General features: G+C 73.1%; 11 protein-coding genes. 1 reads left to right on the top strand and 10 read right to left on the bottom strand.

Annotated features, from left to right (window positions below):
* Positions 1-182 precede the first annotated feature (182 nt).
* From WMF46_RS46060 to WMF46_RS46015, 10 genes are all read right to left on the bottom strand, one after another.
* Positions 183-1,106 (bottom strand): DMT family transporter, encoded by a 924-nt coding sequence (locus WMF46_RS46060; RefSeq protein WP_437983052.1) that lies wholly within the window; start codon positions 1,104-1,106, stop codon positions 183-185.
* Positions 1,107-1,161: 55 nt separating this feature from the next.
* Positions 1,162-2,826: an IgGFc-binding protein gene (locus WMF46_RS46055; RefSeq protein WP_437983051.1), complete on the bottom strand. Its 1,665-nt coding sequence runs from the start codon at positions 2,824-2,826 to the stop codon at positions 1,162-1,164.
* Between the two features lie 557 nt (positions 2,827-3,383).
* Positions 3,384-6,428: an excinuclease ABC subunit UvrA gene (uvrA, locus tag WMF46_RS46050; RefSeq protein WP_437983050.1), complete on the bottom strand. Its 3,045-nt coding sequence runs from the start codon at positions 6,426-6,428 to the stop codon at positions 3,384-3,386.
* 127 nt (positions 6,429-6,555) lie between these two features.
* Positions 6,556-7,374, bottom strand: coding sequence for a Stp1/IreP family PP2C-type Ser/Thr phosphatase (locus WMF46_RS46045; RefSeq protein ID WP_437983049.1), 819 nt, complete (start codon positions 7,372-7,374; stop codon positions 6,556-6,558).
* 405 nt (positions 7,375-7,779) lie between these two features.
* A complete protein-coding gene (locus WMF46_RS46040) occupies positions 7,780-8,226 on the bottom strand; it encodes a hypothetical protein (protein WP_437983048.1) in 447 nt (148 codons plus the stop codon).
* A 13-nt stretch (positions 8,227-8,239) separates the two neighbouring features.
* On the bottom strand, positions 8,240-9,142 hold the full coding sequence (locus WMF46_RS46035) for a DUF2894 domain-containing protein (RefSeq protein WP_437983047.1): 903 nt from the start codon (positions 9,140-9,142) through the stop codon (positions 8,240-8,242).
* Between the two features lie 35 nt (positions 9,143-9,177).
* A complete protein-coding gene (locus WMF46_RS46030) occupies positions 9,178-9,810 on the bottom strand; it encodes an OmpA family protein (protein ID WP_012241202.1) in 633 nt (210 codons plus the stop codon).
* Between the two features lie 115 nt (positions 9,811-9,925).
* A complete protein-coding gene (locus tag WMF46_RS46025) occupies positions 9,926-13,285 on the bottom strand; it encodes a hypothetical protein (protein WP_437983046.1) in 3,360 nt (1,119 codons plus the stop codon).
* Positions 13,286-13,300: 15 nt separating this feature from the next.
* Positions 13,301-14,107: a hypothetical protein gene (locus WMF46_RS46020; protein ID WP_437983045.1), complete on the bottom strand. Its 807-nt coding sequence runs from the start codon at positions 14,105-14,107 to the stop codon at positions 13,301-13,303.
* A 122-nt stretch (positions 14,108-14,229) separates the two neighbouring features.
* Positions 14,230-16,362 (bottom strand): prolyl oligopeptidase family serine peptidase, encoded by a 2,133-nt coding sequence (locus tag WMF46_RS46015; RefSeq protein ID WP_437983044.1) that lies wholly within the window; start codon positions 16,360-16,362, stop codon positions 14,230-14,232.
* A gap of 374 nt (positions 16,363-16,736) precedes the next feature.
* Here WMF46_RS46015 and WMF46_RS46010 point away from each other — a divergent pair, with 374 nt between their 5' ends.
* Complete coding sequence (locus WMF46_RS46010; RefSeq protein ID WP_437983043.1) at positions 16,737-17,843, top strand: AraC family transcriptional regulator ligand-binding domain-containing protein; 1,107 nt, start codon at positions 16,737-16,739, stop codon at positions 17,841-17,843.
* Positions 17,844-17,956: the final 113 nt, after the last annotated feature.

Genomic DNA, 17,956 nt, shown 5'->3' with positions numbered 1-17,956 from the left:
GAATCATCGACCGTCAAGCGCGCGCGGGCGGCTCTCCCGCGAAATCCCTGTGTTCGTGGCGCGGAGTCCGACCGGAGCGGCGCGCGCGGGCAAACTCCGTCGCAGCAGAGCTGGTGAGCGCTCGGCGCGATCGCTGCACGGACATACGCTGTCACGGCTGCACGCCGCGCCGGAGGGGCGCGTCAGCCTGCGCTCGTGGCCGCGGACGAGCTCGACCCGAGGATCGCGACGGTGGCGCCGAGGAGGATGATCGCGGCGCCCGCGATCTCGAGGGCGGTGGGGGTGGCGTGGAGCCACAGGGCGCCGATGATGATCCCGCCGAGCGTCTCGCCGGGGGACACGAGCGCGACGATGGATGGGGACATGCGGCGCGCCGCGATCTGGACCGCTGTGTGGCCGACGACGGTGGGGACGAGCGCGAGCGCGACGATGGCGGCGGCGGCGTGGGCCGGCGGCGGGGCGACGCCCTCGAGCGCGCCGGGCGCGAACGGGAGCGCCACGGCGAGGAAGACGGCGGCGCTGCCGTAGACGAGGGCGGCGTAGCTCCGCGCCGGCAGCGCGTCCCGGAGCGCGCGGGCGAAGGACACGTAGAGGCCGTAGAGGACGGTGGCGCCGACGACCAGGAGGTCGCCCGAGAGCCGGTGATCGCCGGCGCCGGCCGAGCGCCCGACGACGAGCGCGCCGACGGTGGCGAGGAGCACCCCCGCCTGCTCGGAGCGCGTGGGGCGGACGCCGAAGAACGCCCACGCGCAGAGCACGACGGCGAGCGGCTCGAGCGAGACGAGCGAGAGGGCCGCGGCGAGGGACGTGCGGTCGAGCCCCCAGAGGAAGAGCGCGAAGTGGACGGCGAGCAGGAGGCCGGCGCAGAGGACGGCGGCGCCCTGGCGCGGCGAGAGGCGGGCAGCCGAGCGGGCGATCACGCGCAGGTCGAGCAGGGAGAGCGCGATGGCGGCGAGGGCGACCCGGCCAAAGGCGATGGCGAGCGGGTGGACCGGGCGCGCGTAGCGGGCGAGCGGGCCGCTCGTGGCGAAGGCGAGGCTGGCCAGGACGACGAAGAGCGCGGCGCGGCGGGCGCGACGTGCCGAGGAGCGCGGCTCGTCCGTCATGCGAGGGTGCTAGTTCAGGAGACCGGGAAAGACAACCAGCGCGGCGCGCGCGGGGTCAGCGGGGCGGGGGCGGCGGGGGCGCGATGACGACGAGGTTGAGCCCACCAGGGTACTGGTAGCTCGTGTAGGCGCCGTAGCCGAGCACCTGGATGCCGACGGGCGCCGAGGCGGTCAGCACGTGCGCGCCGCCGTTGCCGGGGCCGAGCCGGACACGCGCGACACCGAAGCCGGAGCCGTTGCCGATCGGGGTCGGGGCGACGCCGACGGCGGCGTCGTCGAGCGTGATCGTGGCGTCGAGCGGCTGGATGATGTCGACGTAGCTCTCATCGTAGTCGCTCGGCGCGAGGAAGACGTACTTGGAGCGGTATTGCTCGACCGCGGTGGGGTGGCTCTGCGACGGATCGCCCTTCTGGCGAGGCTCGGTGTCCGCGTCGACAATCGCGGCGCCCAGCATGAACGTGCTGACCGCGAACTCGTGGTCTCCCACGACCTCGAAATCCCGCCTCACCACGTCGAGGTCGACGACCTGGCCAGCGTCGATGGTGGTCGGCGCGCCGTCCGGCCTGCCGGACGGATACGTCAGCGCCGTGCCATCGACGTTGCCGTAGAGGCGCACGATGTGGCCGATGACGCGGCCGCCCGGCGACGTCGGGACCGTCACGAAGTACCGCTTGCCCAGCGTCTCGGCGGGGAACACGGACTCCTCGATGTGGTCGCAGGCCTGGCGGCCGACCGGCGCCTGCACGCACGGGATGCCCGTCAGCACCTGGACAGGGCGGGTCGCGGTGACGAGGCTGCCGCTGAGGTCGCTCCTCGGGTGTCCGAGGACCTCGACGACATCCCCCTCGTCGAGCTGGACGGTGAAGCTGCCGCCGCCGCTCGTCCGGGGGATGCCGTCGCCCGCGACCACCGAGCCTCCCTGGGCGACGTTCACGGTGACGCTGGTGCCGTCCTGGATCGCGCTGATGACGATGTAGCCGCCGAAGTCCGCCTGCGCCCAGCCGCGCTGGCCCGTGACGCGGTAGTTGCCTGTCATCGCGGTGCTCGGCAGCAGCAGCGACGCGTCGTTGGTGAAGGAGAAGCAGCCGAAGGGCTCCCCGTCGTTGGCCGCGCACGCCTCGTTGCCAGGGCAGGACGACCAGTCCTTCCCGGACGGGCCGCCCTCTCCCTTGTACTCGAGCGCGTTGAATTGATAGACCGTGACCGGCCTTGTCGAGACGAGGTGGTAAGCGCCGCCGTCGACGCGGACGGAGCTCGTGATCGAGTCGCCCCCGGTGCAATGGGTGGCGTCGGGCCCCTTCAGCTCGCGCACCCAGGGGAGGTAGATCTTGCTCAGGCTGTTGGGCTTGACCTCGGCGCGCGCCACCGGGGCGCCGGCGCGCGTCACCTCGACCTCGGCGATCTCGTCGCCGGCGTTCGCGACGACGACCGCGTAGTCGAAGATCGACCAGACGATGTTCGCGGTGACCGTGGGCCAGAAGTCACAGCCGATATAGGACTTGCTCGCGGCGGCCTCCGCGCACGTCTTCGGGTCGCCGACCAGCTCGGGGCCGACGTCGCCGCCCCCGGTGCCGGCGCCGATGTCGTCGCCGAAACCGCCGGAGCTCATCGACCCGACGGCGTCACCGCCCGAGCCGCCGCCGCTGGAGGTGGTCCCAGGCCGAGGGTCGCCCGCCGACGAGCCGCTGGCGGAGCACGCCGCCGCCGAGGCGGAGCCCACCCAAAGTCCTACGCCGAGAAATAGAGCATGCTTCGAGATCTGCATGGGCCCTCCCGTCAACGGATCTCGAGCGCAGGGGCCTGTACGACAGCCCCGCTGGCGCGAGATATCGTGGTGCTTTTTTGCTGAAGGTGCTGGTCGGGTGCTCGCGCACTCCTGGACACGTTGGTGTCCATCGATCCCGGCTACGCGCTTTTGCAGCGCGGTGCAAGCCGATCGAATACATACGTTATGGGCGACACCAATGAATATCGCGCTTCTATGAAATGGATGGTCAGCGAGCGACGCAAATCACAAACGCGTCTGTCTCAGGCGCGTCGGGAGGAGCCGTCGCAGACGTTCTCTGCCCCACTCTGCCCCAGATGATCCATCCCCGCGCGGCCAGCGCCCGCACAGGAGAAGAGGGAATCGGCGTCAATCGAGCTCGTTCGGTTGCACCCAGCGGACGAAGCCCGCCCCACCATCGGTCACCAACGTGAACGTGGTCGTCAACGTGAACGTGAACGTGAACGTTCACGACCACGTTCGGATGTGGGAGAACGCGGCGCTAGGCTTGGTTAACGCCTCGGGGGGAGAAGGGGGCTAAGGAACTGACCTGTATACGACCCCTTCACCTTCGCGACGTGCTCCGGCGTCCCCTCGGCGATGACCCGTCCGCCGCGGGCTCCGCCCTCGGGGCCGAGATCGATCACCCAGTCCGCGCACTTGATGACGTCAAGGCTGTGCTCGATCACCACCACCGTGTTCCCCGCGTCGACAAGCCGGTGGAGCACTCCGAGCAGCTTGCGGATGTCCTCGAAATGCAGCCCCGTCGTGGGCTCGTCGAGGACGTAGAGCGTTCTCCCCGTCTGGCTCTTGCCGAGCTCCCGGCTCAGCTTCACGCGCTGCGCCTCGCCGCCGCTCATCGTCGGCGCGCTCTGGCCGATCTTCATGTACCCGAGTCCGACCTCGACCAGCGTCTCGAGGACGCGGCGCAGCGCGACGTGGTGCTCGAAGAGACGCAGGCAATCCTCGATGCTGGTGTCGAGGATGTCCGCGATGCTCTTGCCCTTGAACCGCACCGCGAGCGTCTGCGCGCTGTACCGCTTGCCGGCGCACACCTCGCACGGGACATAGACGTCGGCGAGGAAGTGCATCTCCACCTTCACCATGCCGTCGCCGCTGCACGCCTCGCAGCGCCCGCCCTTCACGTTGAAGCTGAACCGCCCCGGGCCGTAGCCGCGCGCGCGCGACTCCGGCAGCTCGGCGAAGATCTCGCGGATCTGGTCGAACGCCTTCGTGTACGTCCCCGGGTTCGAGCGCGGCGTGCGGCCGATCGGCTTCTGGTCGATCGCGATGACCTTGTCGAGCGCCTCGAGCCCCTGGATCGCGCGGTGCGCGCCGACCGGCTCGGTGCTGCGGTGGAGCGCCCGGCCCAGCGCCGGCAGGAGGATGCCGTTCACCAGCGAGCTCTTGCCGGCGCCGCTCACCCCGGTCACCGCGAGCAGCACCCCGAGCGGGAAGCGGACGTCGATGCTCCTCAGGTTGTGCTCGGCCGCGCCCAGGATCTCCAGCCACCCGCGCGGCGCGCGCCGCGCCTCGGGCACCTCGATGCGCGCGCGCCCCGCCAGGTACGCGCCGGTCACGCTCTCGGGGTCACGCGCGATCTCCTCGGGCGTCCCCGCGGCCATCACCCGGCCGCCGAGGTGCCCGGCCCCGGGGCCGAAATCCACGACGTAGTCGGCGGCCCGGATCGTCTCCTCGTCGTGCTCCACCACGAGCACCGTGTTGCCCAGATCCCTGAGGCGCCGCAGCGTCTCGATGAGGCGCTGGTTGTCCCGCTGGTGCAGGCCGATGCTCGGCTCGTCGAGCACGTACATCACCCCGGAGAGCTCGCTGCCGAGCTGGCTCGCCAGCCGGATGCGCTGCGCCTCGCCGCCGCTCAGCGTCGGCCCCGCGCGGTCGAGCGTCAGGTAGTCGAGCCCCACGTTCAGGAGAAAGCTGAGCCGGCTCGTGATCTCGCGCCGCACCCCCTCCGTGATCTTCTGCCGGTTGCCCGGCAGCTCGAGCCGGGCGAAATGCTCGTAGGCGTCCCTCACCGTCATCGCGGTGACGTCGGCGATCCCCTTGGCCGCGACGCGCACGGCGAGCGACTCGGGGCGCATCCGCCGGGCCGCGCAGGCGTCGCACGGGCGCTCGCTCATGAACTTGCGGTAAGCGTCCCGCGCCGACTCGGACGACGACTGCTGGAACCGGCGCATCAGGCTCGGGATCACGCCCTCGAACTTCATGCCCCAGGTGCCGTGCGTCTCGGTCCCCTCCTTCCCCCACGTCACCGCGATGCGCTTGCCGGAGAGGCCATGGAGCACCATCTCCTGCTTCTTCGCCCCGAGCTTGCGCCAGGGCACGTCGAGGTCGACGGAGCACGCCTTGGCCACGGCGTCGATGATGCGGAACGTCCAGCCCTCCCCGCGCGCCATGGCCGTCGCCCACGGGGCGATGGCGCCCTCCCGGATCGACAGCGCAGGATCCGGGATCACGAGGGCCGGATCGATCTCGAGGCGGGTGCCGAGGCCGTTGCAGGCGCCGCACATGCCGAGCGGGCTGTTGAAGGAGAAGCTCTGCGGCGAGAGCTCGGGGAAGCTCTGGCCGCAGCAGGAGCGCGCGGCGCTGAACAGCAGCGGGGCTTCGGGGCGACGCCGCCGCCCGGACGCCCCCTCGTCGGCCTGGAGCTCGACCCGGAGCTCGCCGCGCCCCTCCTGGAGCGCGAGCTCGACCCCCTCCGTGATGCGCTGGCGCTCGTCCGCCCGCACGACCAGCCGGTCCACCACGAGCGCGATGGTGTGCTTGAGCTTCTTGTCGAGCTTCGGCAGCTCGTCGAGCCGGTGCTGCGCCCCGTCGATCTCGACCCGAACGAAGCCGCGGCCCCGGAGCTCCTCGAACAGGTCCTTGAACTCCCCCTTCCGGTGCGTCACGAGCGGCGCGAACAGCACGAACTTCGTCCCCTCCGGCATCCCGAGGAGCTCGTCGACGATCTGCTCCGAGCTCTGCGCCTTCACCGGCTTGCCGCAGAGGTGGCAATGCTGCTCGCCGGCGCGCGCATAGAGCACGCGCAGGTAATCGTAGACCTCCGTGATCGTGCCGACCGTGGAGCGCGGGTTGCTCGACGCGCTCTTCTGCTCGATGGCAATGGTCGGCGACAGGCCGCGCAGGTGCTCGACCTGCGGGCGCTCGAGCTGACCCAGGAACTGACGCGCGTAAGAGCTCAGCGTCTCGACGTAACGCCGCTGCCCCTCGGCGTAGAGGGTGTCGAACGCCAGGCTCGACTTGCCCGAGCCGCTCACCCCCGTGAACACCACGAGCTTCCGCTTCGGCACCTCCAGCCGATCGATGCGGAGGTTGTGCTCCCGCGATCCGAGCACCTCGATGAAATCCGGCTCGCGCGCCGCGTCGAGGAGCTTGAGCGCCGGCCGGTGGTGCTCCGCAGGCTCGAGCTCCGCCGCCGCCGGGCCGGCGCGCCGCGCGCCCGAGGAGCCGCCCTTCCCCGGCTTGCTCAGCGCCGCGCTCCGGGACGGGGATTCGATGGATTGCGGGTGTGTGGATCCGTTCGTTCGCGCGCCCATTGGGATTCCCCACCGCCATTAACACGGTGGCGTGCTCTCCGGCACGCGGTGTTCCATGGAAAAACTGGCGGGCTGAGCGCAATGCTCTCGCCCGCACACCGCCGGAGCGGCAGCGCGGGCGCGCGGATCAGCGCCTGGTCGAGCCGCCGGCTGAAGCGCGCCAGCGCACGACAACGCAGGTGACGTTATCGGGGCCACCGTTCTCGTTGGCACGCTTGACGAGCCGGGACGCGATCTCGGCCAGATCGGCCTGGGTCGCCAGGATACTTGCGATATCTTGCGCCGACACCACGCCGGACAGGCCGTCTGAGCAGAGCAGGAGGACATCCCCTCCCTCGATGGCGTCGATCCGCGTCTCGACGTCGACCGCCTCGTCGGTGCCGAGGGCGCGGGTGATCACGTGCTGGAGCGGGAACGAGCTGGCCTGCTCGGGGAGGAGGTGGCCGAGCCGGATGCACTCGTTGACCAGCGAGTGATCGCGCGTGAGCTGCTCGAGGCGATGATCGCGGAGGCGGTATACGCGGCTATCGCCCACGTGCGCGACGGCGATGAAGCCGTCGCGCGCCAGCACGGCCGCGATCGTGGTGCCCATGCCGCGCTTCTCCCGGTCGCGCCGCGCGGCGGAGAAGATGCGGCCGTTCGCGAGCTGGATGCCCGCGACGAGCAGGGGGAGCCCCTGATCGACGTAGCGCGCCTCCGAGCCCCGCGTCGTGGGCGGCCCCACGCCGACGGCGACAGGCCAGGTGGAGTCCGGGTCGTCGAAGAAATCACGCACCGTATCGATCGCCATGCGCGAGGCGACCTCCCCGGCGGCGCGCCCTCCCATGCCGTCGGCCAGGAGGAACAGCCCCCGGGGCTCGAGGATCGCGAAGCTGTCCTCGTTCGTGTCTCGGACCATGCCAGGATGGCTGATCCCGGCGGCTTCAAAAACGAGGTGACGCTGCACGGCGCTGCCCTCCAGCGTGCTCGCAGGCACGCTCTGCCGGACTGCCGGACGACGGGCGCGCGTCTTCCGTCATCGCGTCATCCACACCCTTCCGGCGCCTTCCTCGGACCGATCGCGCGACACGGGGTGCTTCGTCTGCTCATCTTGCCGCCCGCTCCGACTGCTCCCAGCGAGCCTACGCGCCAAGGATCGGTCACGTCCACCAGATCAGGCCTCGGGGCGCGCCCGGCCGCGGCCGTCCGCGCAGAGCTCGGCACGGTGCGCGATTGCGCCTCACGTTGCGCGCCCGTCGCCGTTCCGTTTCCAACGTCTCGATTTGCCGCGGCTTCGGGGCGGCCTCCCGTCGGGCCAGCGAGCCGACCGGGCCGCCGGGCCGAGCGGGGACGCCGGCGCGCGGCGGCCTCGTCACGGGACCGCGAACCGGTCGGCGCCGCCGCCGGAGCACGCGCTCAGCGCGAAGCCGAACCGCCCGTCGTCGGTGCCCTCCTGCATGATGCGCTCGAGGTTGCGGCACGCGTGGCGGAAGACGCCCCGGAGCGCGTAGCGATCCTTGCTGTCCACGACGACCACGACGCCCGTGAGCGTGACCTCGAGGCGGTAGGTGACGGGATCGCCTTCGATGGTGTACCGCGTGGTCGTGAACTCCGACGGGTCGTGGTTCCTGTACGCCTGCCAGATGCACTCGCGCGCCGCGCCGTTGTAGCCGTCGCCGCGCTTGACCACCTCGGTGCCGCACTGCTTGAGCGGCGGCGTGAGCGGCCCGCTCTGCACCTTGTCGGGCGAGGACGAGCAGGAGCTGGCGAGCAGGAAGAGCGCGAGGGAAGCGAGCGATCGGCCTGGCGAGCAAAGCATGGGGACTACTTACCTAACGCGATCCGCGAAAAAGGGATTCTTTTTTTCGGACGGACCGAGCCGGCCGTCGGCGAGGGGCGGCGTCGCTCGTGTTCCGAGGGGCGGCTTTTTTCCGCGCTGGCTTCTCGGGCTGCGGCTCGAGCGCGGCGGCCAGGGCGCCGAGGTCCTGGAGGCCGGCCACGAGCGCGCGCAGGTAGTGCTCCGAGAGCCGCTCGGCGGCGCAGAGCGCCCGGGAGGCGAGCACCTGGGCGTTGTAGGGGCCGGCGTCCTCCGGCACGTTGTCGGCCGCGCGCGCGACGGCGAGCGTGGCGCGCGCGCTCACCAGCGACTCGTGGAACAGCGCGGTGGACAGCGCGCTGCTGAGGGCCTGGGCCTGCCGCTTCACCCGGCGCTCGACGACGTCGCCGTCGCACGGGAGCTCGGCGAGATCGCGCGCGAGCGGCCCGGGGAGGCGCACGTCGCGCGCGGCCACCTCGCCGCGAAGGCGCGCGAGCGAGGGGACGGCGGTCGTCTTCCGCTCGGCGGCGAGCGCGCGCAGGCGGCGGCGCGCTGTCCTCACGACGGCGGGGAAATCGCCGAGCGCGAGCGCCGCGGCCAGGGCGCCGTCGTGAGGGAGGCCGGCGTCGGCGAGGGCGCGGAGGTGGGCCTCGGCGTCGACGCGGGCGCGGTGGAAGGCGGCGTCGAGCGCCGCGAGCCGCGCGGAGGCGCGGGCAGCGAGGCGCGCGCGGGCGCCGCCGTCGAGGGCGCGAGCGCGCTCGAGGAGCGCCTCGACGAGGCGGTAGCCCGCGGGGTCGAAGCGGTGGGCGCCGGCCGCCCGCAGGGCAGCGAGGCGCGCGTCGGCCGGGGACGACCCAGGTTGGGGGGGCGCGGCCAACCCGGGTTGGGGGGGCGCGGCCAACCCGGGTTGGGGAGGCATTGGCATTGTCGGAGAAAAATCCGACGTGGATGTCATCAGGGCGCGCCTCGACGCGGGATCGGCGAGATCTCCACCCGGCGGTTCTTCGCCCGGTTCTCGCTCGTGTCGTTGGGCGCCACCGGGTGCCGCTCTCCGAAGCCGGCCGCGAACAGCGACGTGTCGGGGACCCCCGCCGCGGCGAGCGCCCGCGTCACCGTGAGCGCTCGCTGCGCCGAGAGCTCCCAGTTGTCGGCATAACCGCGGGACGAGCTCGTGAGCGGGCGGTCGTCCGTGAAGCCGCTCACCATGATGAGCTCGTCATGATGCTCGAGGTACGCCTTGAGCGGGTCGGCCAGCGCGCGGAGCAGCGCGATGCCCGCAGGCTGAAGCTCGGCCGAGTTGAGCTCGAACAGGATGCTGCCGCGGATCCCGATGCGCCCCTCCGTCAGGGTGATCCTTCCCTCGGCCAGCGGCCCGGCCAGGGCGCTCTCGAGAGCCTCCAGACGCGCGCGCTCCGTCGCGCGGGTCGCGCGCTCGGCGGCGAGATCGCGGGCCAGATCGACCTGAAACGAGATCGCCCAGACGAAAAAGAGCACGAAGAGGCCGAAGAGACAGGCCATGAGGTCGCCGAAGACCGGCCAGACCGCCGCCTGCTCGGGGACATCGTCTTCGGCCGGCGTCAGGGACATCGCCTCGCTCTCGCGGCTGACGTCAGCAAACGCGGTGAGCTCTCGCCACGATCCGCGGAGCCCACGATCTCGAGGCGCGAGAGACCAGGGCCAGACGCACGCGAGGCGCGGCGCATCAGCTCGTCTTGCTCCTCAGCGCCCGCAGCTCGGAGAAGAGCTCGCGCTGGAACTGCAGCGAGTGATCGAAGACCTCACGGGTCTGGTCGAGGTAAGCGCCGAGGAGATCCGTCGCCTCGCCGTGCTCCCGGCGCTCGATCGCGTCCTCGATCGCCCCCAGGCTGTTCAGCCAGCGATCGCTCGCGTCGCGGTAACGGTCAACCGCAACGGTAAACATTTCCGCCACAGACGTCATCTCGGCACCGCCGGCCCGCACGAGCTCCGAGGCCTCCCGCACCACCGCTGCGGTTGCCTCGAGGCTCTCGCCGAGGCCGCGCGCGTGAGCGCTGAGCCGCTCGGCGAGCCCGTCGGCCGCCTCCCGCCGCGCTCCGTCGAGCCGCTCCTCGAACGCCAGCAGCCGCGCCGCCTGCTCCGCCAGCTGCGCCCGCGCCGCCTCGCCCAGCGCCGCCACGCGCGCCTCGGCGCGTGCCTCGCGCTCCGCCCCGCTGCGCTCCGCCGCTTCCGCAAGCGCGGCCACGCGCTCCGCCTGCTCCCGCGCGCTCCCGGCCATCCCCGCCGTCGCCTCCGACAGCTTCTCCAGCAGCGCATCCAGCCGCGCGTCCCGCGCTGCGTCCGCCTCCGCACGCGCCGACAGCCGCTCCGACGCCTCCCCGATCAGCCGCGACGCCGCCTCGGGCGCCGCCTGCGCCGACCGCGCCGCCTCCGACAGCGCGCCCGACAGCGCCTCGCCCAGCGCCGTCAGGTGCGCCGCACGCTCCGCGTCCAGCTCCGCCTGCCGCTTCGCCGCTTCCGCTGCGCGCGCCGCGTGCGCTCGCTCCAGCCGCTCGATCGCCTCCCCCACCACCGACGAGAGCCGCTCCGCCTGGCCCTCCAGCCTCGACGCCGACGCCGTCTCGAGCTCGCGCCGGCGCGCGGTAGCCTCCTGGTCGAGCCGCGCGAGCCGCTTCGCAGCGCCCTCTTCCATCCGCTCCAGCCGCGACGCCACGCCCCCTTCAAGCTGCTCCAGCCGCGACGCCACGCCCCCTTCCAGCTGCGCCAGGCTCTCGCCGAGGCCGCGCGCGTGGGCGCTGAGCCGCTCGGCGAGCCCGTCGGCCGCCTCCCGCCGCGCTCCGTCGAGCCGCTCCTCGAACGCCAGCAGCCGCGCCGCCTGCTCCGCCAGCTGCGCCCGCGCCGCCTCGCCCAGCGCCGCCACGCGCGCCTCCGCCCGCGCCTCGCGCTCCACACCGCTGCGCTCCGCCGCCTCCGCCAGCGCGGCCACGCGCTCCGCCTGCTCCCGCGCGCTCCCGGCCATCCCCGCCGTCGCTTCCGACAGCTTCTTCAGCAGCGCGTCCAGCCTCACATCCCGCGCTGCGTCCGCCTCCGCACGCGCCGACAGCCGCTCCGACGCCTCCCCGATCAGCCGCGACGCCGCCTCCGGCGCCGCCTGCGCCGCTCGCGCCGCCTCCGACAGCGCGCCCGACAGCGCCTCGCCCAGCGCCGTCAGGTGCGCCGCACGCTCCGCGTCCAGCTCCGCCTGCCGCTTCGCCGCTTCCGCTGCGCGCGCCGCGTGCGCTCGCTCCAGCCGCTCGATCGCCTCCCCCACCACCGACGACAGCCGCTCCGCCTGATCCTCCAGCCGCGACGCCGATGCCGTCTCCAACTCGTGCCGGCGCGCGGCGGCCTCCTGGTCGAGCCGCTCGAGACGCTTCGCAGCGCCCTCTTCCATCCGCTCCAGCCGCGACGCCACGCCCCCTTCCATCTGCTCCAGCCGCGACGCCACGCCCCCTTCCAGCTGCGCCAGGCTCTCGCCGAGGCCGCGCGCGTGAGCGCTGAGCCGCTCGGCGAGCCCGTCGGCCGCCTCCCGTCGCGCTCCGTCGAGCCGCGCCTCGAACGCCAGCAGCCGCGCCGCCTGCTCCGCCAGCTGCGCCCGCGCCGCCTCGCCCAGCGCCGCCACGCGCGCCTCCGCCCGCGCCTCGCGCTCCGCGCCGCTGCGCTCCGCCGCCTCCGCCAGCACGGCCACGCGCTCCGCCTGCTCCCGCGCGCTCCCGGCCATCCCCGCCGTCGCCTCCGACAGCTTCTCCAGCAGCGCATCCAGCCGCGCGTCCCGCGCTGCGTCCGCCTCCGCACGCACCGACAGCCGCTCCGACGCCTCCCCGATCAGCCGCGACGCCGCCTCGGGCGCCGCCTGCGCCGACCGCGCCGCCTCCGACAGCGCGCCCGACAGCGCCTCGCCCAGCGCCGTCAGGTGCGCCGCACGCTCCGCGTCCAGCTCCGCCTGCCGCTTCGCCGCTTCCGCTGCGCGCGCCGCGTGCGCTCGCTCCAGCCGCTCGATCGCCTCCCCCACCACCGACGACAGCCGCTCCGCCTGGCCCTCCAGCCTCGACGCCGACGCGACGTCCGCCTCGCGCCGCGCGCGCGCCTCCTCGTCGAGGCGCCGCTCGACCGCCTGCAGCGCGCCGCCCGCGACCGCGCCAGCGCGCTCCACCGCCTCCGCCAGGATCGGCCTGACCACGCTCGCCGCGACGTCGGCGGTCTGCCGGAGGCCCGCGGCAATGTCCCCGCGGACCTCGGCCGCGGCGGCCGCGAACGAGGCGGCGGCCTGGCGCGCGCCCTCCACCTGGACAGCGAGCAGCCGCTCCTCGAGGCGCTCGAGGCGGCCCGTGGCCTCGCGGAGCGACGCCGCCGCGGCGGGGAGCGCCTCGCCCTGTCGCGCGAGCGCCTCCAGCGCCGCGAGCTGCCGCCCCGCCACCGTGAGCGCCGCGAGCGGGCCCGACGCGTAGACCTGGAGCGCCGCCGCGGCCCGCGCCTCGGCCCGGCGCAGGAGCACGCCGGCGAGCCCGAGCATCCCCGACGCCGCGACGCCCGCCGCCGACGTGCCGAACGCGCGCGAGAGGCCCTGCATGGGCGCGGCCAGGCTCTCCCGCAGCGCGTCGACGTCGGCGCTCAGCGTCAGCGCCTCGCGGGCCCCCCGCAGCGTCTCGAACAGGCCGAGGAACGTGCCGAGCAGCCCGATCATCACGAGCAGGCCGACGAGGTACGACGCGAACGTCGTGCCCGCCGGGGGCAGCGCCGCGCCGGCGATCCGCGCCTCGAGCATCGATCGGAGCGGCGCGCCGCTCTGCTCGATCGCCGCCCGCGTCGCCGGCCGCGGCAGCGCGCCGAGCTCGCGCTCGATCCGGGCAGCCCGCCCCGCGCGCGCGAACAGCTCGAGCGTGCCGAGCGCGAGCCCCAGCGCGATGAGCTGCACGAGGCGGTACGCGAGCGGATCCGCCCCGCGGTAGACGAGCGCCGCCCGCCCCACCAGGGCGAGGCCGACCCCGCCGGTGAGGAGCACCAGGATCCGCGTCGTCCACTGCCGCGCCATCGCGAGCCGCATCATGAAGCCCCCCGCGAGCTACGCGGGCGCGCCCGCCGCCGCCGCCCCGTCCACCAGCGAGAGAAGCCGGCCCGCCTCGTGCGCGAGCACCGCCTGGACCACGAGCTCCATGCGCTGGAGCTCCCGCAGGAGCCACTGCTCCTGCCCGAACCAGCCCGCGACGTCCTCGACCCCGGCCCCCTCCGGCAGCGCGCCCACGGCCCCGCGGAAGGCCCGCGCGAAGGCGCGCGAGAGCCCGGGGACGAGCTCGGCGAGCGCGCGCTCGCGCCGCTTCTGGGTCGCGGCGGAGATCGCGGCGTCGAGCCGCTCGAGCCGCGCCGCCTCCGGGCCGAGCGCCCGCAGCGAAGGCGCGAGCTCCTCGCGCAGCGCGCGCGTATCGAGGCGAATGCGGCCGAGGAGGCGGCCCATGAGCTCTCCGAACGGCTCCCAGATCTGCCCCACCGCGGACGCGAGCGGGCGCCCCCCGCGGTCGCGGGCGGCGCGCGCGGGCAGCAGCCCGGTCTGCTCCAGCGCCGCGTGCACCGCCGCCGCGTCGGGGAGCTTGTTCCGCCGGTGGAACGGGGCGGCGAACACCTGGTCGAGCGCCTCCGCGAGCTCGCCGAGGTGATCGGCGGCGAGCGCCCGGACCTCGGCGCGAGCGCCCTCGGACGCCGGCGGCGGCGCGGCGTGGCGGTCGAGGAGCGAGAGCTCGCGCGCGAGCGAGACGCTCCCGTGCAGGTCCATGAGCCCGGCCAGGACCGCCGCAGGATCGGCGAGATCCGCGAGCGGCGCGCGCGGGCCCTCCGCGAGCGCCGAGACGGCGGCCGCGAGGGGGCGCGAGATCAAAGGCCCGCGGCGGGGAGCCCCGGCTACGGGGTGAAGCGTTCGCACAGCGGCGCGTTGTTAGCCGTCGCGGCGCGGAGCCGCAAGCCTGTCCGTCGCCCCGCCCGCGGCGCGCGTCCCGCGCCTCACTGCTTGATGGACGGCGCCTGCGCGCTCGTGGCCCACAGCGCGAACGAGATCTGGTCGGCGCCCTTCGCGACCGCCGACTTGATGAGATCCGCGCCGCCGTGCCCGGCGTTCCGCTCGATGCGGAGCAGGACGGGACCGCCCGCGCTCGCAGATTGCAGCGCGGCGGCGAACTTGCGCGCGTGCATGGGGTCGACCCGATCGTCGCTGTCGGCCGACAGCACGAGGACCGGCGGATACCGCTTCCCCGCCTGGACGTGGTGATAGGGGGAGTAGGCGTAGAGCGCCTTGAACTGCTCCGGATCGTCGGCGGAGCCATACTCGCTGATCCACGTCTTGCCGGAGCCGAACAGGTGGTATCGCACCATGTCGAGCAGGGGGACGCCGCAGAGGACGGCCCCGAACAGATCGGGCCGCTGCGTGAGCGCGGCGCCGACGAGCAGGCCGCCGTTCGAGCCGCCCAGGATGGCGAGCCGCTCGGGCCGCGTGTAGCCCTCGCCGACCAGGTGCTCCGCGGCGGCGATGAAGTCGTCGAAGACGTTCTGCTTCTTGAGCAGCATCCCGTCCCGGTGCCACGCCTCTCCGTACTCGCCGCCGCCGCGCAGGTTCGCCACCGCGTACACGCCGCCCCGCTCGAGCCAGGGGTACATCGAGGAGGTGAACGCGGGGGTCTGCGACATCTGGAACCCGCCGTAGCCGTAGAGCAGCGCGCGGGAGCTCCCGTCCTTCTTCATGTCCTTGCGGCGGACGATGAACATCGAGATCTTCGTGCCGTCCTTGGAGGGGAAGAAGGCCTGCTCGACGCTGAAGGGCGACGGATCGATGGGCACCTCGATGCGCGCGTAGAGCTCGGTCCGACCCGTCTTGATCGAGGTCGCGTGGATCTCGTGAGGCGAGGTGTAGGACTCGAACGAGAAATACGCCTCGTCCTCGTCGGGCAGCCCGGAAGGGCCGCCGACGGTGCCGATGCCCGGCAGCGGGACCTCGCGGACCAGCTTGCCGTCGAGCGCGCGCACCTCGACCCGGCTCGAAGCGTCCTTGAGATAGCTCAGCGCGAGGTGCCCACCCACGATGGAGACGCTGTCCAGCGTGGCGTCCGGGCGCTCCGGGACGATCTCCTTCCATGCGGCGCGATCCGGCCTGTCCGGATCGACCTCGAAGACGCGGTAATGCGGCGCGCCCTCGTCGGTGTGGACGTAGAACCGGTCCTTGTAGACCTCGACGGTGTAGTGGGCGTCGCGCCCGACCGCGAGCGGCTTGTCCGCGGCGGGGCCGCCCGGCCTGCGGAGATCGCGAAAGTAGACGTCAGCCGAGGTCCACCCGTGAGAGACGGTGAGCACCAGGAAGCGGCCATCCTTGGAGAGGGACGCGTTAAGGAACGTCCTTGGATCGCCCGTCCTGCCGCGCACCACGCGATCCTGCTTCGGATCCTGGCCGAGCCGGTGGAAGCGCACCTCGGCGTAACCCGGCCGCTCGGCGACCGGGATGGACGGGTCCGTGGGGAGCCAGACGTAGTAGAAGCCGTCGCCGGAGGGCGTCCACGACGCAACCGCGTACTTGGCCCCTTCGATGACGTCCACCTCGGAGCGCTTGCCGGACGCGACATCCATCACATAGAGGGTCGCTTCATCCGAGTTGTTCTGCTGGATCTTGTAGGCGACGTTCTTGCCATCCCACGACACCTCCCATCCGCCCAGCGAGACGCTGCCGTCCTCGGACCAGGTATTCGGGTCGAACAGCACGCGCTCCTCGCCGCTCTTTCCCTCCTTCCAGTAGACGACCGACTTCTCCTTCGTCGCGTGCCGCCGGCTCAGGAAGTACCGGCCCCGGCGGTGGCGCGGGGCGGAGACCGCATCGATGTAGAAGAGCTGCTTCAGCCTTGACGCGATCGCGTCCCGCTCGGGGAGCCGGGCGAGCTCGGCGCGCGTGAACGCGTCCTGAGCCTTCATCCACTCCTTCACCTCGGGCGCGCTGCCGTCCTCGAGCCAGCGGTACGGGTCGGTGATCTCGATCCCATGCACGGCGTTCGTCACCGGGGCGACGCGGGTGGGCGGGTACGCGGGGCGGCTCGGGTTTTCAGGGGCGGGCGCGGCGCTGGCCGCGGTGGGGAGCAGAGAGGAGCTTGCGGTCATGGTCGGCCCCGATGGGTGTGCCTCGCCACCTCCGCAGGCGCCAGCGAGAAACGCCGAGAGGAGCAGGCAGGGAGAGTACTTCATGGTGCGACAAGCATACCGTGCCCCAGCCGACAGGGGCACGCGGGTTCGCGGGGCTCGCGCCGGGGCGCGAGCGCCGTGCGAGGCAGGTCGCCGGGGAGGGCCGTGTTCCCGCGCCGGCCAGAGGGCGGGAGGTCACATGATGGGCTGGAATATCCGGTAGATACACTTCGAGCGCGCTTCTCGTCGTGTCCTGGCCTGGTGTTCGTGGCGGAGCTGGAGGGCCGGCTGCGGCATGACATCTCTTGATTCTCGAGAAGGCGTTTGCTCCTCTTACCCCCTCACCTCGAACGATGCCTCCGCGCGGCACACAACTCTCGGCGCCGAGCCACAGCGCTGCTGCCGGCTCCTTCCTGTCGATTCTCGTCTTTTCCGACGAGCTCGCGCCCGGCGCAGCGAGCCGCCTCCGCGCCGAGGTGCTCGCCGGCATCCCGCTGGACGGCGTCGACGCCCGAGGCCCGGCCGAGAAGCTCCCCGAGCTCCTGAGGGCGGCCGTCGAGCTGACCCGCGCCGGCGATCTCGGGCTTCGCCTTGCGAAGGCGGCAGACCCGCGCCGCTTCGGGGTCGTCACCTATGCTGCCTCCACGAGCCCCACGCTTCGCGCCGCCTACGAGCGGACCGCTCGCTACATGGGGCTCTGGAACGAAGGAGTCCGCCTCGAGCTCGATCGCGATCGCGCGGCGTGCCTCACGTCGATCGTGCTCCGGTTTCAGGGGAAAACGGCCATGGCCGCTCCGGATGGCCTTCGCCAGCTCGCGGAGCTCGGCAGCGCCGCCATGCTGATGCTCGGCCGCTCCTTCACCGGCGCGCCGATCTCCCCGGTGCGCGTCGAGCTCGCGTCCTCGGCCCCGGCCGACGTGCGGCCTCACGAGCGCCTGTTCGCCGCGCCGATCGCCTGGAACGCGCCGGTGCCGCGGCTGATCTTCGATGACGCCGTGCTCGACCAGCCGCTGCCGCAGCACGACGCCGTGCTCCAGGAGCTCGTCTCCCGCTCTGCAGAGGCGCTCCTCGCCGCCCTGGCGACCCGGGAGACCTGGTGCGCGAGGACGCGGGAGGCGGTCGCCGCCCTCCTGCGGGACGGCTCGCCCGACATCGCCGGTGTCGCGAAGGCGCTGGGGACGAGCCGGCGCACGCTCCAGCGCAGGCTCACGAGCGAGGGCCAGACCTTCGAGTCGGTGCTCGATCAGGTCCGATACGAGATGGCGGCGGGCTTCCTCGCCGACGAGCAGCGATCGATCGCCGACGTCGCGTGGCTCGTCGGGTTCCGCGAGCTCAGCGCCTTCTATCGGGCATTCCGGCGGTGGAGCGGGCGCACGCCGGCCGAGTACCGCGCTTCACTGGCGTCAGGCGCCAGGACACAGCCGCGTCCGGACAGGGCCCCGGCGCGCCGGGTCCCCTAGCGCGCCGGGCCCGCGCGCAGGCCCCATCCCTGGCAGCGCGCGGCCTCTGGCGAGCTCGCAGAACACCGTGCGCTTGGCGTCGCGCGCCACCTTTCTGGCGCGTCCGGACAATG

The organism is Sorangium sp. So ce117 (assembly GCF_051524395.1).
Taxonomy (GTDB): Bacteria; Myxococcota_A; Polyangia; order Polyangiales; family Polyangiaceae; genus Sorangium; species Sorangium cellulosum_B.
This window is presented reverse-complemented; position numbering and strand designations above follow the sequence as displayed.

Coding starts and splice junctions, on each gene's coding strand:
- WMF46_RS46040 (WP_437983048.1), bottom strand. CDS start 8,226: ATGCTTTGCTCGCCAGGCCGATCGCTCGCTTCCCTCGCGCTCTTCCTG.
- WMF46_RS46030 (WP_012241202.1), bottom strand. CDS start 9,810: ATGTCCCTGACGCCGGCCGAAGACGATGTCCCCGAGCAGGCGGCGGTC.
- WMF46_RS46015 (WP_437983044.1), bottom strand. CDS start 16,362: ATGACCGCAAGCTCCTCTCTGCTCCCCACCGCGGCCAGCGCCGCGCCC.
- WMF46_RS46060 (WP_437983052.1), bottom strand. CDS start 1,106: ATGACGGACGAGCCGCGCTCCTCGGCACGTCGCGCCCGCCGCGCCGCG.
- WMF46_RS46025 (WP_437983046.1), bottom strand. CDS start 13,285: ATGATGCGGCTCGCGATGGCGCGGCAGTGGACGACGCGGATCCTGGTG.
- WMF46_RS46010 (WP_437983043.1), top strand. CDS start 16,737: ATGCCTCCGCGCGGCACACAACTCTCGGCGCCGAGCCACAGCGCTGCT.
- WMF46_RS46035 (WP_437983047.1), bottom strand. CDS start 9,142: ATGCCTCCCCAACCCGGGTTGGCCGCGCCCCCCCAACCCGGGTTGGCC.
- uvrA (WP_437983050.1), bottom strand. CDS start 6,428: ATGGGCGCGCGAACGAACGGATCCACACACCCGCAATCCATCGAATCC.